Consider the following 15,271-nt stretch of genomic DNA (forward strand, 5'->3'; position numbering starts at 1 on the left):
CTCTCGTCTGTTTCGCTGAAGCTGGTCTAGCTGAAGGCGTCCTTGACGTCCTTGCCGGCGTCCTTCACGTGCTCGGCGGCCTTGCGGGCCTGCGCGCCGGCCTCCTGGGCCTCACCCTTGGCCACCAGGGACTCGTTGTCGGTGGCGCGGCCGACGGCCTGCTTCGCCTTGCCGGACAGCTCGTCGGCCTCGTTCTTGACCTTGTCAGTGAAGCTCATTCGTCAACCCTCCAAGTTTTTGTGCTTGGCAGGTTGGTGCCCGAAGGGCTCCTTTTTGAAACAGGTCTCATCCGGTAGAGCGTCCTAGGATACTGCGATATAGGATCTTTGTCGTGAACGATCACGCCGCGCACGCGAACTCGTTCGGCCCCGCCGCCTCCATCTACGAACGAGGCCGTCCCAGCTACCCGGACGCCGCCCTCGACTGGCTGCTCCCACCCGGCCGCCCCCGGGTCGTCGACCTGGGCGCCGGCACCGGCAAACTCACCCGGCAGATCCGCGCCCGCGGCCTCGACGTCACCGCCGTCGACCCGTCCCCCGGCATGCTCGACGAACTGGCCCGGGCGGTGCCCGGCGTGCCCGCACTGCGCGGCACCGCCGAGGACATCCCGCTGCCGGACGACGCCGCCGACGTCGTCCTGGTCGCCCAGGCCTGGCACTGGGTCGACCCCGCACAGGCAGTGCCGGAGATCGCCCGGATCCTCGCCCCCGGCGGCCGCCTCGGCCTGATCTGGAACCTGCGCGACGAGCGCACCGACTGGGTCCGCCGCCTCGGCGAGGTGATCGGCAGCCAGCAGGGCGACCCGGAGACCACGATCGGCCCGCCGTTCGGCCCGCTCGAACAGGCCACCTTCGAGTGGGTGGAGACCCTCGGCCCGGACCGCCTGATCGACATGGTCGCCTCCCGCAGCGCGGTCATCCTGATGACCCCGGTGGACCGGGCCGCGGTCCTCAACGAGGTCCGCCGCCTGGCCGCGACCCATCCGCAGCTGGTCGGCCGTACGGAGTTCGCACTCCCCTACGTAGCCGACTGCGCCCGAGCCGACCTGCCCACCTGAGTCCGTCGTCTGCGGCCCAATGCCGACGCCGCCGGCCCAGTTGAGGGCCGGCGGCCGGCGGCCCGGTTGGCGGCCGGTGGCCCGGTAGCCCGGTGGCGGCGGGTGGCCCGGTAGCCCGGTGGCTCTCAACGGCCGGGAGCGATGATCCGGTTGAGCAGGTCGATCAGCTGGCCGCGCTCGGCCGGGGTCAGCGACTCGGTCAGCGCGTTGTTGGCGGCGGCGCCCAGGCGCTCGGTGCGGGAGAGCAGGTCAGCGCCGGCCGGAGAAAGCGAGATCGCGTGCTTGCGCTGGTCGGCCGGGTCGGGCTTGCGGTGGACCAGGCCTTCGGAGTGCAGGTCGCGGACTATGGCGACCATCTCCTTCGGGTCCACCCGCAGGGTGCGGCTCAGCGTGGCCTGCGAGACCGGGCCGAGCTCGGCGACCGACGCCAGCACGGCGTGGTGCATCATCCGGACGCCCTCGGCCGCGAGGGCCTCGGCGACCAGGCGGTGGCCGCGGGCGGCGGCCCGGCCCAGCAGCCAGCTGGGCAGCTCGCGGATCCGCTCGGGAGCGTAGGGAACCTCGTCGGCCATCCGCCCAGCCTAGCCAAAACCGTTGGGCATTCCCAACGGTTGGCCGTTATCGTGGGGACTCCCCAACGATCGGAGGCGGCGAATGCGGCGCGTGCGGCACTACGAATACGGCGGCCCCGAGGTGCTGCGCCTCGAGGACGCCCCCGAGCCAGAGCCCGGCCCCGGCGAACTGCTGGTGCGGGTCACCGCGATCGGGGTGACCCTGCCGGCGGTCCGCCGAGTGCGGGCGGGTGATCCGGCCGCGCTGCCCGCCCCGATCGGCGGCGAGGTCGCCGGCGAAGTGATAGCGATCGGGCCTGCCGTTCTCGCTCCCGCGCTCCCCACCGATGCTGTCGCACCGGCATGCGAAATCCGGGTCGGCGACCGAGTGACCGGGCTGTCGTTCACCGGGTCCTACGCCGAGGTGGTGACCGTGCCGGCTGCGCTGGCGACGCCGATCCCCGAGTGGGCGTCCGACGTGCTGGCCGTCGCGCTGATCCGCAGTGGACACGTCGCACTCGGCGTGCTCGCGACGGCCGCTCCCGGGCCAGACGAATCCATGCTGATCACCGGTGCCGCGAGCGGGGTTGGTCATCTGCTCGTGCAGCTGGCCGGCCTGCCCGAGCTGCGCGGAATGCCCAACCCGCCCGGGGCGGCCGGGGCGGCCGGAGCGGCCGGGGCGGCCGGGACGGCCGGGACGGCCAGGACGGCCAGGACGGCCGGAGCGGCCAGGACGGCCGGAGCGGCCAGGACGGCCGGAGCGGCCGAGCTGCCCGGGGTGCGGAGCCCACGCGGGCAGGCCGGGCCACGCGGACTGCGCGGGGCGCGCCGGGTGGTCGCTGCGGCGGGCTCGCGTGACAAGGGCGGGTTCCTGCGGGACCTGGGCGCGAACGAAGTGGTTGCCTATGCCGACGAGAGCTGGGGAGCACCGGTCGACATCGCCCTCGACGCCGTCGGCGGCGACCTGCTCCCCCGCGCGCTCGCCGCGGTGCGGCCCGGCGGTCGGTTGATCTTCTTCAACTCGGGCGGCGGCACGGTTCCCGCGCACGACCTGCTGGCCGGCGCCAAGACGATCACCGGCTTCACCGTGGCCCGCTTCGCCGCCACCCAGCCCGACCGCTACCGAGCGGACACGGAGGAGTTGTGGGAGCTGGCCCGCACCGGCCGGCTGAGACCGGCCATCCACGCCGAACTTCCCCTGGCCCGGGCGGCTGAGGCGCATCGCATCATCGAGGCCCGCGCGAACCTCGGCAAGGTCATCCTGCGCCCGTGAGTCGGCGCCCGTGACCGCGGCCGAGGCACTGCGGCTGGGCACCATCGTCAGGCGGCGCTTTGTAGGTACAGGCGATCAGGCTTAGGGGCAGCCCGGCCATTGCCGTGCCGTGGGCTGCTGCCGTGGCCCTGCTGCCGGAGGCGCCACACCGCGTATCGCGTCCTAGGATGCTAGGTCTGCAGGGGATGCGGCCGGGAGCATGCGGGGTGGGCGGTTCTCGTATGGGGTCGACAGGACCACCGTGGTGCGGGTCGTGACGTTCGCGGCCGTGCGGATCTCCTGCAGCAGGCGTTCCAGGTCGGCCGGGCTGGCCACCCGGACCAGGAGCATGTAGAAGTCCTCCCCCGCCACCGAGTAGCAGGAGTCGATCTCGGCCAGGTGGGCCAGCCGGTCGGGCGCGTCGTCGGGCTGCGACGGGTCGAACGGCCGGATCGCCACGAACGCCGTCAGCGGCAGCTCAAGGGCCTCGTAGGAGACCTTCGCGGTGTAACCGGCGAGCACGCCCCGCTGCTCCAGGCGGCGAACCCGCTGGTGCACGGCGGAGACGCTCAGCCCGACCCGTTCGGCCAGGTCGGTGTACGACAGACGGCCGTCCACGGTGAGGGCGCCCACGATCGCCCGGTCGATCTCTTCCACGGCGCAACCCTACTTGCCCGGCCAACCACATTTTCACGGGCGATCAACGATCCCCGCCCGGACTCATGCAGCCAGCGCCGCGATCTTGCGGGATTCCCGCTCGGAGCCAACCCGGATCCCACAAGATCGCGGCGGGAGCGGGCAAGAGGCGGGGCAGGCGGGCTACCCAGCGGGGGCGGGCCGCAAGCCGGTGGGGGCGCGCTAGGAAGCGGGCAGGCGGGCAAGCCGACGGGGGCTGGCAAGCCGGCGGGGGCGCGCCAGGAAGCGGCAGGCGGGCTGGCCGGCGGGGCTGGGCGGCCGGGGACTAGGCGGCGGGGAACGTGCGGGCCTTTAGGTCTTCGTCGGTGATGGGGCGGGCCACGCGGCAGGGCACGCCTACGGCCACCGTCATGGCGGGGATGTCTCGGGAGACGACGCTGCCGGCGCCGATCACCGCGCCGTAGCCGATCCGGACGCCGGGGAGCACTACCACGTTGCTGCCGATCCAGACCTTGTCCTCGATCACGATGGGCTCGGAGAAGCGCCGGAAGTCCTCGCGCAGGCCGGGGTGGATCGGGTGGCCGGTGGTGGTCAGGGTGACGCTCGGCGCGATCATCACGCCGTGGCCGATGCGGATCTCGACGTCGTCGACGAAGGTCAGGTTGACGTTGCCGAAGAAGTCGTCGCCGATGTGCACGTTGCTGCCGAAGCCGGCGTGGAACGGGGGCAGCAGCACGGTGCGGGCGCCGACCGAACCGAGGATCGCCTCGAGGAGCTCGCGGCGGCGGCCGGCCTCGCCGGGTGGCGTGCGGTTGTACTCGAAGACCAGGTCGGCGCGGCGCTGCCCGTTCTGGAAGGAGGCTTCCGACTCGGTGTAGAAGGCGCCTTGGCGGATCCGGGCCAGCACCTCTTCATGATCCGACATGCCGTCCACCTTAGTCAGGCGGCCACAAAACGCCGGACCGTGGCCACCCGCCCCGGCAACGGGCCGGGCGGCACCTCGATCAGGTCGAAACCGAGTTCGCGGTAGGTCTGTTCGTGGATCTGCTCGAAGCGCAGCGCGTCGGCCAGGCCGATCCGGCGGGCCGCGGTGGGCTCGACGAAACCCAGGTTGCGGATGAAGAAGACGGCTCGGGAGTAGACGTCGAGGTCGGCCAGCAGAGCCGGTGGCGGGGTGAGCCCGGAGTAGCGGCACAGTGCGAGGGTGCAGACCGGCGACCGGTCGAAGAAAGCGCCGTCGGGCGCGGCCAATTGCCGACGTTGCTGCAGGGCGAACACGCGGTCGACGAAACCGGCGTCCTCCCACGGCGCCGGATCACCGAGGGCCTGGCCGTGCGCGATCACGTCGGTGGCGGCCTCCTCGACTACCGGATGGCCCGCCAGTTCGAGGGCGCGCAGGATGGCGGTCTTGCCGGCGCCCGGCGTGCCGGTGAGGATGTGGCCGGGCATCAGCCGGTCAGGGCACGGCTGATCACCAGGCGCTGGATCTGGTTGGTGCCCTCGACGATCTGCAGGACCTTGGCCTCGCGGAACCAGCGCTCGACCGGGTGGTCGCTGACGAAGCCGTAACCGCCCAGCACCTGCACGGCGTCGGTGGTCACCTTCATCGCCACGTCCGTCGCGAACAGCTTGGCCTTGGCGGCCTCGATGGAGAACGGGCGGCCGGCGTCCTTCAGGCGGGCGGCCGACAGCAGCAGCGCGCGGGCGGCCGAGACCTGAGTGGACATGTCGGCCAGCATGAAACCCAGACCCTGGAAGGCGGCGATCGGCTTGCCGAACTGGGTGCGCTCCTTCGCGTACGCCGCGGCGTAGTCCACTGCGGCCTGGCCCAGGCCGACCGCGCAGGCGGCGATGCCCAGCCGGCCGGCGTCGAGGGCCTCCATGGCGATCCGGAAGCCGCCGTTCTCCTCGCCGATCAGGTGGTCGGCGTCGACGTGCAGGTTGTCCAGGACGACCTGGGCGGGCGGCGAGGAGCGCAGGCCCATGGTGCGCTCGGGTGTCTGCGGGTGCAGGCCCGGCGCACCGGCTTCGGCCAGCAGGCAGGAGATGCCACGGGCGCCTTCCCCACCCGTACGGGCAAAGATGTTGTAGAAATCGGCCTGGCCGGCATGGGTGATCCAGGCTTTGGTGCCGGTGACCGACCAACCGCAACCGTCGCGGGTGGCCTTGGTCGTCAGGGCGGCGGCGTCGGAGCCGCCCTGCGGCTCGGACAGGCAGTAGGCACCCAGCAACTCGCCGCCGAGCATGTCGGGCAGCATCTTGCGCTGGCGTTCGGTGCCGTGCGCGTGCACCGGATAGCAGGCCAGGGTGTGCACGCTGACCGCCTCGGCGACGGCCAGCCAGCTGCCGGCCAGGGTCTCCAGGACCTGGAGGTAGACCTCGTAGGGCTGGCCGGAGCCGCCGTCGGCCTCCGGGTAGGGCAGGCCGAGCAGGCCGGAACGGCCCAGCGTGCGGAGCAGGTCGCGGGGGAACTCACCGCGGCGCTCGTAGTCGTCGGCTTTCCCGTCCAGCTCGCGGGTGGCCAGCTCACGGGTCAGGTCGAGGAGGTCGTGCGCCTCTTCGGTCGGCAGGATCCGGTCAACGGTCACCCCCCAACCTTAACGTTCGTTTGGGTTTTCGCGGCGCATCGACACCACCAACTTTCCGGTGGCCCGGTTCGCCTCCATGTCGGCGTGTGCCTCGGCGATCTCTTCCAGCGCGTACACCCGGGAGACCGGAACCACCGCGGAGCCGGCCGCGACCGCGTCGAGAAAGCCCTGCAGGACGGCCGCGGGGAGGTCGTCGGCCTCGCCGCCGTAGGCGGACAGGCGGACGCCGCGCGGGAGGTACCCGATCGGGTAGAAATCGCGGACCAGCCACTCGTTGGACAGCATGCCGGTGAAGCAGGCGACGCCGTGCACGCGCAGGCAGCGCAGCGTGTCGGGCAGGGTAGGGGTGCCGACGAGTTCGAGGGCTTTGTCCACTCCATCGGGATAAATCCGGCGGACCTGGGTGGCGACGTCGCCGTCGTCGATCAGGACGTGGTCGGCTTTTAGGGCGTCCGCTTTGGCAGGGTTTCGTGTCGTGGACAAAACGGTCATTCCACGTTGGCGCGCCAAGATCGCCGCAGCCATGCCCACTGACGACGTGCCGCCCCGGATCAGCAGCGTCTCGCCCGGCTGAAAGTCGAGCCCTACGGTCAGTGACCCGTAGGCGGTCTGCAACATCTCCGGCACGGCCCCCAGAACCGCCCAGTCCAGGGACGACGTGAACGGGATGACCTGCTCGGCCGGCACGCACGTGTACTCCGCGTAACCGCCGTCGAAGACCCGGCCCATCCCGCCCATCATCGTCATCACCTGCTGGCCGGGCGCGAACTCGCCGCCCGGCGCGGCCGCGACCACCCCGGTCGCCTCGATGCCGGGCACCCGCGGGAACACCACCCCCTCGGCCAGGCCCAGCCGGGTGTGCAGTTCGGAGCGATTCAGGCCGAAGGCCTTCACCTCGATCAACACCCAACCCGGCGGCGGTACGGGAACCGGCAGGTCACGGATCTGCAGGGCGGTCGGCGGGCCGGGTGCATCGAGGACAACAGCGCGCATGGGGTCACGCTAGTGTTTCCGGGTGACCAAGCCGCCGCTGCTCGCCGTCGACGCGCCAAGCCTCTACTTCCGCGCCTTTCACGGCATTCCGGAGAAGGCGGCGCAGACCTCCGCCGGCGAACCGGTCAACGCGATCCGCGGGTTCCTCGACATGCTCGCCCAGCTGATCCGCACCCGGCACCCCGACCGTCTGGTGTGTGCGCTCGACGCCAGCTGGCGGCCGGCCTGGCGGGTGGCGCTGGTGCCGTCCTACAAGAAGCACCGGGTCGCGCACGGCGACGTCGAAGAGGTGCCGGCCGCCCTGAAGCCGCAGATCCCCATTCTTCTCGAAGCCCTCGCCGCGATCGGCATCCCGGCCTTCGGCGTCGACGGCTACGAGGCCGACGATGTCCTCGGCACGCTCGCCGCGACCCAGCCGGGGCCGGTCGAGGTGGTCTCCGGCGACCGGGACCTGTTCCAGCTGGTCGACGACGCGCGCGGCACCCGCCTGCTGTACTGCGGGCGGGGTGTGGCCAAGCTGGAGGACGCCGACAACGCCCTGGTCGAGCAGAAGTACGGGGTACCGGCCCGGTGGTACGCGGATTTCGCCGCCATGCGCGGTGACGCGAGCGACGGGCTGCCGGGCGTGCCGGGCGTCGGCGAGAAGACCGCGGCCCGGCTGATCATGCGCTACGGCGGGGTCGAGGAGATCCTGGCCGCCCTCGACGACCCGGACGCCGGTTTCGCGCCGGGGGTGCGCACCAAGCTGGCCGCCGCCACCGACTACCTGGCCAAGGCGTTGCCGGTGTGCAAGGTCGCGCTGGACGTGAAACTGCCCGACTTCGACCCGGCGCTCCCCCGGGCGCCGAAGGACCCGGACGCGCTGCTCGCGCTGGCCGAGCGATGGAACCTGGCCGGGTCGGCCCGGCGCCTGGTCGACGCCCTAGCGGGCTGAGGGTTCTGACGCGAACAGAGTGAGGCCCAGACGCTGGGACAGGTGGCCGGCCGCGAGCTGGCCGCGCACGCTGTTGCCGTACTCGTCGAGCGGCGGGGAGAACGCGGCCAGGGCGCCCTTGCCCGGCGACACCACCACGATGCCGCCGCCGATGCCGCTCTTGCCGGGCACCCCGACGTCGTACAGCCAGTCGCCGGAGGTCTCGTAGAGACCGGCCGTCGCCATCACCGCCAGGGTGTAATGGCAGACCGGCGCCGCGACCAGGCGTTCCCCGGTGCGCGGGTGCACCCCGCCGTTGGCCAGCACCGCACCCATCGAGGCCAGGTCGGTCGCGGTGACCCGCAGGCAGCTCTGCCGGGTGTAGAGGTCGACCGCGTCGGCCGGGTCGCAGCCCAGCTCACCGTAGGTCGCCAGTAGGTTGGCCAGGGCCCGGTTGCGGTGGTTGGTGGCCGCCACCGACGGGAAGATCTCCTCGTCGAGGAGCAGCTCGCGGCCGGCGAACCGGGACAGGCCGGCCCGCACGAACGCCCACTTCTGCTCGACGTCCGCGCCGGGGGCCAGGCTGACCGTGCCGATCGCGCCCGAGTTGACCATCGGGTTGGTGCGGCCGCCCGGCCCGCGCTCGACCGCGGCGAGCGAGTTGAACGGCAGGCCGGTCGCGTTGACGCCGAGCCGCTCACGCAGCAGGCCGGCCCCGAGGGCCTCGCAGACCAGCGCGAACACGAACGGCTTGGCCACGCTCATCATCGCGAACCCGTGATCGGCGTCGCCGGCCTCGTAGCGCAGGCCGCTCACCCCGGCCGCGCACAGCCCGAACAGGTGGGCCGGCACGTCGGCGAGAGCCGGGTAGGTGGTCGACGGGCGGCCGGTGTCCACCCCCTTGAAGAGGTCGTAGGCCTCGTCGACGGCCCGCCGGACGAGGTCGGGCTCGGGCAGTGCCCCGGTGGAGACAAACGGCATGCGCTCAGTCAACCAGGGCCAGCTCGTAGGTCTGGCCGACCAGGTCAGCTCCGAAGCGGCGCTGCGGTTCCTCGCCGGTGAGCCGGAACCCGCGGCGCAGGTAGAGGTTCCGCGCCGCGTCCAGCCCGTCGGTCGTCCACAGCGTCATCCTTTTGTAGCCGACATTTCTCGCATAGCCGACACACGTGTCGACCAGGCGGCCGCCCAGGCCGGTCCCCCGCGCGGCCGGGTCGAGGATCAGGACGCGCAGCACGGCGGTCTGCGAGCCGCCGTCGACGCAGAACACCGAGCCGACCCGGTGGTTGTCGAGCTCCGCGATCCAGGCCGCCTCCCGGGCCGGATCATGGCCGGCCGCGAAATCCGCGACGATCCGGGCCACCATCGCCTCGAAACTGGTGTCCCAGCCGTACTCCCGGGCGTAGATCTCGCCGTGCGCCTTGATCACCCAGCCGAGATCCCCCGGCCGGCCCAGTTCCCGGATCATTACTACCTCCCTACTGAAACGACTGTTTCAGTCAGGCATACTAGCCCGCATGGCGGACGGACGGCGTGCGGAACTTCTCGAGCTCGCGTACGCGTACGTCCGCGATCATGGCCTTTCCGGCCTTTCCCTGCGGCCTCTGGCCGCCGCGATCGGATCCAGCCCGCGGGTCCTGCTGTTCCTGTTCGGCAGCAAGGAGGAGCTGATCCGGGCGCTGCTCGCCCGGGCCCGGGCCGACGAACTGGCGCTGCTCGCCTCGCTCGGCGCGCCGGACGGCCTGCCGGCCGCCGCTCAGGCCGTCTGGGGATGGCTTTCCGACCCGGCGCACGCTCCGCTGTTGCGTCTCTGGCTTGAGGCGTACGCGCGGAGCACGGTCGACGGCGACGCGGGTCCCTGGACCGGTTTCGCCCGCGCGACGGTGGCCGACTGGCTGGCCGTCCTGGAGCGGGCCGATCCGTCCGCCGACCCGGCCCGCCGGACCGCGGTGCTGGCCGTGCTCCGGGGCGCGCTGCTCGACCTGCTCGCCACCGGTGACACCGCCCGGACCACCGCCGCCGTACACCTCGCTTTGTTCGTCGGCCTGAAGTCTGACGTCTGAACTAACCGCAACCCCGGTATGGCCGCCGCGCGACGGGACTACCGTCACGCTGTCCGGTCCAGGTGGAAAGGTCGCGGTGGTGAAGCTTCCGGCGGAGATGCTGGCCGCGATCGTCGAGCAGTCCTCCGACGCGATCATCGCGAGCACGCTCGACGGCACGATCACGCTGTGGAACGCCGGCGCGGAACGCATCTACGGGTACTCGGCCGGCGAGGCCCTCGGGCGGCACCTGTCCGAGTTCATCCTGCCCGGCCGGGTCGCTGCCCTCGACGCGTCCCTGGCCAAACTCGCCGCCGGGCAGCACGTTCAGCTGGACGAGGTGCCCCGGGCCCACCGGGACGGCACCGCGGTGCTCGTATCGGTGCTGGTCTCGCCGATCCGCGACGAACACGGCCGGGTGGTGGCGGTCGCCGCCACCGAACGGGACATCACCGACCAGAAGCGGCGCGAGACCGAGTCCGCGCGGGCGGCCCGGCTGGCCGGCCTCGGCCAGCTGGCCGGCGGCATCGCGCACGACTTCAACAACCTGCTGGCCATCATTCTCAACTACGCCGACTTCCTGGCCGAGGAGGTCAGCGGCGAGGGCGCCCACGACCTCGCCCGGATCCGGGACGCGGCTGACCGGGCCCGGTCGCTGACCGGCCAGCTGCTGCTGTTCGCCAAGCGGGAACCCACCCAGGTGGCGGTGGTCGAGCTCAACGAGGTGGTCACCGAGGCCGGCGAGCTGCTGAGCCGCACCATCGGCGCCCAGATCGAGCTGGTCTGCCGGCCGTGCGCGGGCCGGATCCCGGTGCTGGCCAACCGCGGCCGGCTCGACCAGATCCTGCTCAACCTGGTCATCAACGCCCGCGACGCGATGCCGGACGGCGGCGTGGTGATGCTGGCGACGGAACTCGCCGAGATCTGCGCGGACGGGCCGCTTCCGCCGGGCCGGTACGCCCGCCTCGAGGTCAGCGACACCGGCACCGGGATGACCGCCGAGGTACGCGACCGCCTGTTCGAGCCGTTCTTCACCACCAAGCCGGCCGACCGCGGCACCGGCCTGGGGCTGTCCACCGTGCACGGCATCATCGAGGAGGTCGGCGGCCACATCGGGGTCGACTCGACCCCCGGGATCGGCACCACGTTCCGGATCCTGCTGCCGCTGGCGAACGACCCCGCCGACCCGCCGACCTGCCCCGGACCGGACGAGGACCACCTGGGGCACGGCGAGCTGGTGGCGGTCATCGAGGACGAGGACGCGGTGCGCGACCTGGTCGTCCGCATCCTGCGGGAACACGGTTACCGGACGGTCGCGGCGAGCCGGGATCCCGGTACCGACCTCGACGTGGCCCTGCTGATCAGCGACGTCGAACTGCGCGACGGATCGGGCCCGGCCGTCGCCGAGCGGCTCCGCGCCGTGCACCCCGGCCTGCCGGTGCTGTTCATGTCCGGTTACCACGAGGTCGACACGGCGGAGCCGGTGCTGCGGAAGCCGTTCACCGCGGCTGAGCTGCTCGCCGCCGTCGCCGGAGTTTTACCGGCAAAATACACCTTATCCCAGTAAAAAGGTTAGGCCATACGGCCGATTACGCAGCGTCTATGGCGGAGCATGATTCATATACAGAACGTGTTGGAGCCAGAGGAGGCGACATCATGTTGTTGCAGGGCAGCCGGTCCGCACAGCGGCCGATCCAGGTAGTCCCCACCCACCCCGAGCAGGCCCCCGCCGGCCCGGAACCCACCACCGAGCCGGTCGCTTACGAGCCACGCCGGTCCTACGCCCCGATCAGCTGGGAACAGCCCAGCCTGGGCAAGTCGGTCGCCACCGGTCTCGGCGGCATCGCCCGCACCACGCTGTTGTTCCTGCTGGCCGGCGCGGTCTTCGTCGGCGCGGCGATGGCCATCGCGATCGTCGTGACCAGCGTCGTGTTCGGCCTGGGCTTCGACGCCGGAACCGGTTACTGAGCGGAGTTCCAGAGGGCGGCCGGTGACTCGGCGTCGGGGATCAGCAGTTGTGGCGCCCCGCCGCCGCCGGCCGGCACCACCCAGACGTCCGCGGCCTTCGGGCCGCGGCGTACGGCGTACATCACGGTGCGGTCGTCGAACCAGGCCGCCTGGTCGTCCACGCTGCGGGTCTCGGCCAGCCGGGTGCGGCGCAGGGTGGCCAGGTCGAGCACGCTGAGCCGCCAGCCCTTGGCCGGGTTGCCGCCGACCGCCTCCTTGAAGGCGATCCGGGTGCCGTCCGGCGACAGCGACGGGCACTCGACGTTGACGGCGAGGGTGCGCACGGTCTGCGCGGTCACGTCCCCGGCGACCAGATAACGCCGGCCGGCGGTCGACATGGTCGCGTAGAAATGCCGGTCGTCGTCGAAGGTGACACCCCAGAAGTTGAGGTCGACGTTGCGGTAGGGCCGCCCGTCCCGGGTCACCGCGAAGCTCTCCAGGGAGTCGACGGTCTCACCGGTGGCGGTGTTCAGCATGCCGACCCGGGTGGAGAACTTCCCGCCGTTGTAGCTGTCTCCCGTCACGAAGACGGTCCAGGTCAGCACGTGCCCGCTCGGCGCGACGCGGGCCCGGTTGGGCACGCCGACCAGCGGATAGGTGTCCTTGACCGCGAGATGCCGGTCGAGCACGGCGAGCTGGTAGGTGGCGAGCGGGCCGTCCGGCCGCAGGCACAGGGCTGCTCCGGCGGCCGCGTAAACCCGGTCGCACGCCAGTCCCGACACCGCGCGGGGGCCGGCCGCGTCGGCGCGCGGCACCGTCGCCACCCGGCCGTAGCTGCCGGACGCCGTGCTGCGGAAGAGCAGGCGCTCCCCCGGCCCGGCGTCGACGACGCTCGCGGCCACAGCCGGAGCTTTATCGCGGTTCCCGGCAACGATCACGTAGGCGACGGCCCCCGCGAGCAGGGTTGCGGTGAGGCCGGCCGCGAGCAGAACGCGCCCGCGTAGGCTCATGCCAACTTCGTCACCGCGCGGGCTCGCGTTGGTTGCATCGGCTCCAGGCGGGCTCGCGTTGGTTGCATCGGCGTCGGGCGGGCTCATGTTGACTGAATCAACATTGACGGCTGCATCACGTGTTGACGTGTTGATGTCGTGTTGACTGTCAACGTGTGGGGCGCTCATCGGGTCGCTCGGTGGGTGCGCAGCAGCAGGGTCGCGGAGCCGGCCAGGGTCAGGGTGGCGGCGGCGAGCACCGCGCGGATCGCCCCGGCCGCGCCGAACCACTGCCAGGCCAGGCCGAACAGCACCGACGAGACCAGGTAGGCGAGGGCCTGGCCGGTCTGGATCAGGGCGAGGCCGGTGGTGCGAAGTTCGGGCGGGAGCAGCGGACCGGCCACGGCCATCAGCACGCCGTCGGTGGCCGCGTAGAAAACGCCGTACAGAAGAAGCACCGTGACCAGCGCGCCGGAGCCGGACCACGACGTCGCCAGGATCAGGTAGACGAGCAGCAGGGCGGCGTAGCCGCCGAGGAAGACCCGGGTCCGGCCGGCCCGGTCGGCGAGGGCGCCGAGCGGGACCGCGAGGACCAGGTAGGCGAGGCTGGTGCCGACCGCGAGCAGCGGGAACCAGCCGGTGGCGATGTCCTCGCGGCGCTGCAGCAGCAGATAGACGAAGCCGTCGCCGATGGTGCTGAGGCCGAGCAGGATGGCCCCGGCCAGCAGGGCCCGCACCCGGCCGTCCTTGATCAGCGCAGCGGCCCGGCGCGGAGTCACCGCCCCCGGCCGAGCAGCGGCAGCACCGCCCTCCGTCAGAGGGGCACGCTGGTCGCGGACGAACAGGATCAGGATCAGGACGCCGATGGTGGCTATGCAGCCGCTCACTACGAAGACCGCGTCGAACGCCTGGCCGGAACCGGCCAGCACGGCCAGGGCCACCAGCGGGCCGGCGAAAGCGCCCGCGCTGTCCATCGCACGATGCACGCCGAACGCCCGCCCCAGCGCCGACGGTGGCGTCGACAGGGTGATCAGGGCGTCGCGTGGGGCGGTGCGCAAGCCCTTGCCGGCTCGGTCGGCGATGATCGCGGCGCCGATGCCGGGCAGGGAGCTGCCGGCCAGCAGCAGGGCGGCCTTGGCTGCGGCCGAGATGCCGTAGCCGAGGCCGGCCACCAGTTTGCGGCGCTGCGCCCGGTCGGCCAGATAGCCGCCGGCCAGGCGCAGCAGTGCGGTTGCCCCGGTGTAGAGGCCGTCCACCAGGCCGAACACCGCCGGGCCGAGGCCCAGACCGACTACCAGGTAGAGCGGGAGGACCGCGGTGACCATCTCACTCGACACGTCCGTGACCAGGCTGACCGTGCCCAGCGCCAGGACGTTCGCCGCGACTTTAGCGGCTTTTGTCCGAGTGGACGGCGTGCGGCGGTCCACCGAGGCGAGGTACATCTAAGCGTCAGTTCCACACGTCGGTGATCGGGGTCGCGCCGGCGGCGCCGCCGAGGGCGGTCAGGCCGTACGCGGTTTCGATGGTCCGCAGCACCGTGTAGTGGGTGATCTTCGTGGAGTAGGTGCCGGTCTTGACGTGGGCGCCGACGAACGTCGTGTAGATGTGGTTGAGCGACAGCGAGTTGTCCTCGTCGAAATTCACGATCAGCAGGCTGTTGTTGTTCTTGGCCCATTGGGCGTACCCGTCGAGGTTGTTCTGCAACCAGGTGTTGCCGGTGCCGACGCTGCAGTCGTGCATGTCGTTGCACATGTTCGGGGTGACGAACGCGACGGTGGGCAGCGCGGCGTAATCAGCCGGGAAGCTCGACCAGGTCAGGTTGCTGGCGGCCGGCACGTTGGAGAAGTCGACCCAGCTGTTGTGCTTGCGCCGGTAGGTGCCGCTGGAGCAGCCGGTGTAACCGTTCGACGGCATCGACTCGGAGTAACCCTTGAAGCTCAGCCCGGCGGTGATCAGCTGGGCGCCGAGGTTGTTGCCGGTGAAGGTCTTCGGGCAGTCGTCGTTGGTGACGCCCTGGGTGGCGCCGGAGAACAGCGCGATGTAGTTCGGCTGGCTCGGGTGGGTGATCGCGTACGACTGGGAGAAACTCGCCCCCTGCGCGGCCAGGGACTTGAAGTAGGGGGCACTGGACGCGGTGATCTGCGAGGTCGCCTTGTTCTCGAACATCACCAGGACGATGTGGTCGAAGCGGGGGACGGTGGTGGCAGCCTGGGCAGCCGGGGTCACCGACAGGCCGGCCGCGACCAGAGCGAGGGTCGCCGCAGCGACCGAAACACGCCGAACGGACATGCCTGCATCGTCGGCAA

The 15,271-nt window shown here is 71.5% G+C and carries 18 protein-coding genes; 6 read left to right on the forward strand and 12 right to left on the reverse strand.

All coding sequences use genetic code 11. The features are described 5' to 3' along the window. Positions 1-26 precede the first annotated feature (26 nt). On the reverse strand, positions 27-218 hold the full coding sequence (locus Ate02nite_RS25235; RefSeq protein ID WP_203809739.1) for a CsbD family protein: 192 nt from the start codon (positions 216-218) through the stop codon (positions 27-29). Positions 219-331: 113 nt separating this feature from the next. Here Ate02nite_RS25235 and Ate02nite_RS25240 point away from each other — a divergent pair, with 113 nt between their 5' ends. Next, a complete protein-coding gene (locus tag Ate02nite_RS25240) occupies positions 332-1,057 on the forward strand; it encodes a class I SAM-dependent methyltransferase (RefSeq protein WP_203809741.1) in 726 nt (241 codons plus the stop codon). A 125-nt stretch (positions 1,058-1,182) separates the two neighbouring features. On the opposite strand, the gene Ate02nite_RS25245 is transcribed toward Ate02nite_RS25240, so the two are convergent. Next, positions 1,183-1,629: a MarR family winged helix-turn-helix transcriptional regulator gene (locus Ate02nite_RS25245; RefSeq protein ID WP_203809743.1), complete on the reverse strand. Its 447-nt coding sequence runs from the start codon at positions 1,627-1,629 to the stop codon at positions 1,183-1,185. A gap of 82 nt (positions 1,630-1,711) precedes the next feature. On the opposite strand from Ate02nite_RS25245, the gene Ate02nite_RS25250 reads away from it, so the two are divergent. After that, positions 1,712-2,881 carry a quinone oxidoreductase family protein gene (locus tag Ate02nite_RS25250; protein WP_203809745.1) on the forward strand — a complete coding sequence of 390 codons (1,170 nt, stop codon included), beginning with the start codon at positions 1,712-1,714 and terminating at the stop codon, positions 2,879-2,881. Between the two features lie 162 nt (positions 2,882-3,043). Here Ate02nite_RS25250 and Ate02nite_RS25255 read toward each other — a convergent pair whose 3' ends face one another. From Ate02nite_RS25255 to Ate02nite_RS25275, 5 genes are all read right to left on the reverse strand, one after another. Beyond that, positions 3,044-3,517: an Lrp/AsnC family transcriptional regulator gene (locus Ate02nite_RS25255; RefSeq protein WP_203809747.1), complete on the reverse strand. Its 474-nt coding sequence runs from the start codon at positions 3,515-3,517 to the stop codon at positions 3,044-3,046. Between the two features lie 304 nt (positions 3,518-3,821). Beyond that, positions 3,822-4,421, reverse strand: a complete 600-nt coding sequence (locus Ate02nite_RS25260; protein WP_239147671.1) for a sugar O-acetyltransferase — start codon at positions 4,419-4,421, stop codon at positions 3,822-3,824. A 14-nt stretch (positions 4,422-4,435) separates the two neighbouring features. After that, on the reverse strand, positions 4,436-4,945 hold the full coding sequence (locus tag Ate02nite_RS25265; protein ID WP_203809751.1) for an ATP/GTP-binding protein: 510 nt from the start codon (positions 4,943-4,945) through the stop codon (positions 4,436-4,438). After that, positions 4,945-6,084, reverse strand: coding sequence for an acyl-CoA dehydrogenase family protein (locus Ate02nite_RS25270; protein ID WP_203809753.1), 1,140 nt, complete (start codon positions 6,082-6,084; stop codon positions 4,945-4,947). The genes Ate02nite_RS25265 and Ate02nite_RS25270 overlap by 1 nt, the downstream gene beginning before the upstream one ends. A gap of 9 nt (positions 6,085-6,093) precedes the next feature. After that, the gene (locus Ate02nite_RS25275; protein ID WP_203809755.1) at positions 6,094-7,077 is read right to left on the reverse strand and encodes a zinc-binding alcohol dehydrogenase family protein; all 984 of its coding nucleotides are present in this window, start codon (positions 7,075-7,077) and stop codon (positions 6,094-6,096) included. Between the two features lie 22 nt (positions 7,078-7,099). On the opposite strand from Ate02nite_RS25275, the gene Ate02nite_RS25280 reads away from it, so the two are divergent. Continuing rightward, the gene (locus Ate02nite_RS25280) at positions 7,100-8,011 is read left to right on the forward strand and encodes a 5'-3' exonuclease (RefSeq protein WP_203809757.1); all 912 of its coding nucleotides are present in this window, start codon (positions 7,100-7,102) and stop codon (positions 8,009-8,011) included. On the opposite strand, the gene glsA is transcribed toward Ate02nite_RS25280, so the two are convergent. Both glsA and Ate02nite_RS25290 read right to left on the reverse strand, forming a co-directional pair. Beyond that, positions 8,000-8,971: a glutaminase A gene (gene glsA / locus Ate02nite_RS25285; RefSeq protein ID WP_203809759.1), complete on the reverse strand. Its 972-nt coding sequence runs from the start codon at positions 8,969-8,971 to the stop codon at positions 8,000-8,002. The genes Ate02nite_RS25280 and glsA overlap by 12 nt on opposite strands. A 4-nt stretch (positions 8,972-8,975) precedes the next feature. Then, on the reverse strand, positions 8,976-9,455 hold the full coding sequence (locus tag Ate02nite_RS25290) for a GNAT family N-acetyltransferase (RefSeq protein ID WP_203809762.1): 480 nt from the start codon (positions 9,453-9,455) through the stop codon (positions 8,976-8,978). 49 nt (positions 9,456-9,504) lie between these two features. Between Ate02nite_RS25290 and Ate02nite_RS25295 the strand changes: the two genes are divergently transcribed. From Ate02nite_RS25295 to Ate02nite_RS25305, 3 genes are all read left to right on the forward strand, one after another. Continuing rightward, on the forward strand, positions 9,505-10,050 hold the full coding sequence (locus Ate02nite_RS25295) for a TetR family transcriptional regulator (protein ID WP_203809764.1): 546 nt from the start codon (positions 9,505-9,507) through the stop codon (positions 10,048-10,050). Positions 10,051-10,129: 79 nt separating this feature from the next. Then, positions 10,130-11,596 (forward strand): PAS domain S-box protein, encoded by a 1,467-nt coding sequence (locus Ate02nite_RS25300; RefSeq protein WP_239147672.1) that lies wholly within the window; start codon positions 10,130-10,132, stop codon positions 11,594-11,596. 89 nt (positions 11,597-11,685) lie between these two features. Then, positions 11,686-11,997, forward strand: a complete 312-nt coding sequence (locus Ate02nite_RS25305) for a hypothetical protein (protein ID WP_203809766.1) — start codon at positions 11,686-11,688, stop codon at positions 11,995-11,997. Here the strand turns inward: Ate02nite_RS25305 and Ate02nite_RS25310 are convergent. From Ate02nite_RS25310 to Ate02nite_RS25320, 3 genes are all read right to left on the reverse strand, one after another. Then, positions 11,991-12,986: a TolB family protein gene (locus Ate02nite_RS25310; RefSeq protein WP_203809768.1), complete on the reverse strand. Its 996-nt coding sequence runs from the start codon at positions 12,984-12,986 to the stop codon at positions 11,991-11,993. The two genes, Ate02nite_RS25305 and Ate02nite_RS25310, sit on opposite strands and share 7 nt — an antisense overlap. A 164-nt stretch (positions 12,987-13,150) precedes the next feature. Next, positions 13,151-14,407, reverse strand: coding sequence for an MFS transporter (locus Ate02nite_RS25315; RefSeq protein WP_203809770.1), 1,257 nt, complete (start codon positions 14,405-14,407; stop codon positions 13,151-13,153). A gap of 7 nt (positions 14,408-14,414) precedes the next feature. Beyond that, positions 14,415-15,254 (reverse strand): alkaline phosphatase family protein, encoded by an 840-nt coding sequence (locus Ate02nite_RS25320; RefSeq protein ID WP_203809772.1) that lies wholly within the window; start codon positions 15,252-15,254, stop codon positions 14,415-14,417. Between the last annotated feature and the right edge of the window lie 17 nt (positions 15,255-15,271).

The organism is Paractinoplanes tereljensis (assembly GCF_016862435.1).
Classification (GTDB): Bacteria; Actinomycetota; Actinomycetes; order Mycobacteriales; family Micromonosporaceae; genus Actinoplanes; species Actinoplanes tereljensis.

What these genes read in the sequence shown, in the direction of transcription:
- Ate02nite_RS25310 (WP_203809768.1), bottom strand. Translation starts at nt 12,986, where the DNA reads ATGAGCCTACGCGGGCGCGTTCTGCTCGCGGCCGGCCTCACCGCAACC.
- Ate02nite_RS25305 (WP_203809766.1), top strand. Translation starts at nt 11,686, where the DNA reads ATGTTGTTGCAGGGCAGCCGGTCCGCACAGCGGCCGATCCAGGTAGTC.
- Ate02nite_RS25315 (WP_203809770.1), bottom strand. Translation starts at nt 14,407, where the DNA reads ATGTACCTCGCCTCGGTGGACCGCCGCACGCCGTCCACTCGGACAAAA.
- glsA (WP_203809759.1), bottom strand. Translation starts at nt 8,971, where the DNA reads ATGCCGTTTGTCTCCACCGGGGCACTGCCCGAGCCCGACCTCGTCCGG.
- Ate02nite_RS25235 (WP_203809739.1), bottom strand. Translation starts at nt 218, where the DNA reads ATGAGCTTCACTGACAAGGTCAAGAACGAGGCCGACGAGCTGTCCGGC.
- Ate02nite_RS25260 (WP_239147671.1), bottom strand. Translation starts at nt 4,421, where the DNA reads ATGTCGGATCATGAAGAGGTGCTGGCCCGGATCCGCCAAGGCGCCTTC.
- Ate02nite_RS25295 (WP_203809764.1), top strand. Translation starts at nt 9,505, where the DNA reads ATGGCGGACGGACGGCGTGCGGAACTTCTCGAGCTCGCGTACGCGTAC.
- Ate02nite_RS25290 (WP_203809762.1), bottom strand. Translation starts at nt 9,455, where the DNA reads ATGATCCGGGAACTGGGCCGGCCGGGGGATCTCGGCTGGGTGATCAAG.
- Ate02nite_RS25320 (WP_203809772.1), bottom strand. Translation starts at nt 15,254, where the DNA reads ATGTCCGTTCGGCGTGTTTCGGTCGCTGCGGCGACCCTCGCTCTGGTC.
- Ate02nite_RS25245 (WP_203809743.1), bottom strand. Translation starts at nt 1,629, where the DNA reads ATGGCCGACGAGGTTCCCTACGCTCCCGAGCGGATCCGCGAGCTGCCC.
- Ate02nite_RS25275 (WP_203809755.1), bottom strand. Translation starts at nt 7,077, where the DNA reads ATGCGCGCTGTTGTCCTCGATGCACCCGGCCCGCCGACCGCCCTGCAG.
- Ate02nite_RS25265 (WP_203809751.1), bottom strand. Translation starts at nt 4,945, where the DNA reads ATGCCCGGCCACATCCTCACCGGCACGCCGGGCGCCGGCAAGACCGCC.
- Ate02nite_RS25250 (WP_203809745.1), top strand. Translation starts at nt 1,712, where the DNA reads ATGCGGCGCGTGCGGCACTACGAATACGGCGGCCCCGAGGTGCTGCGC.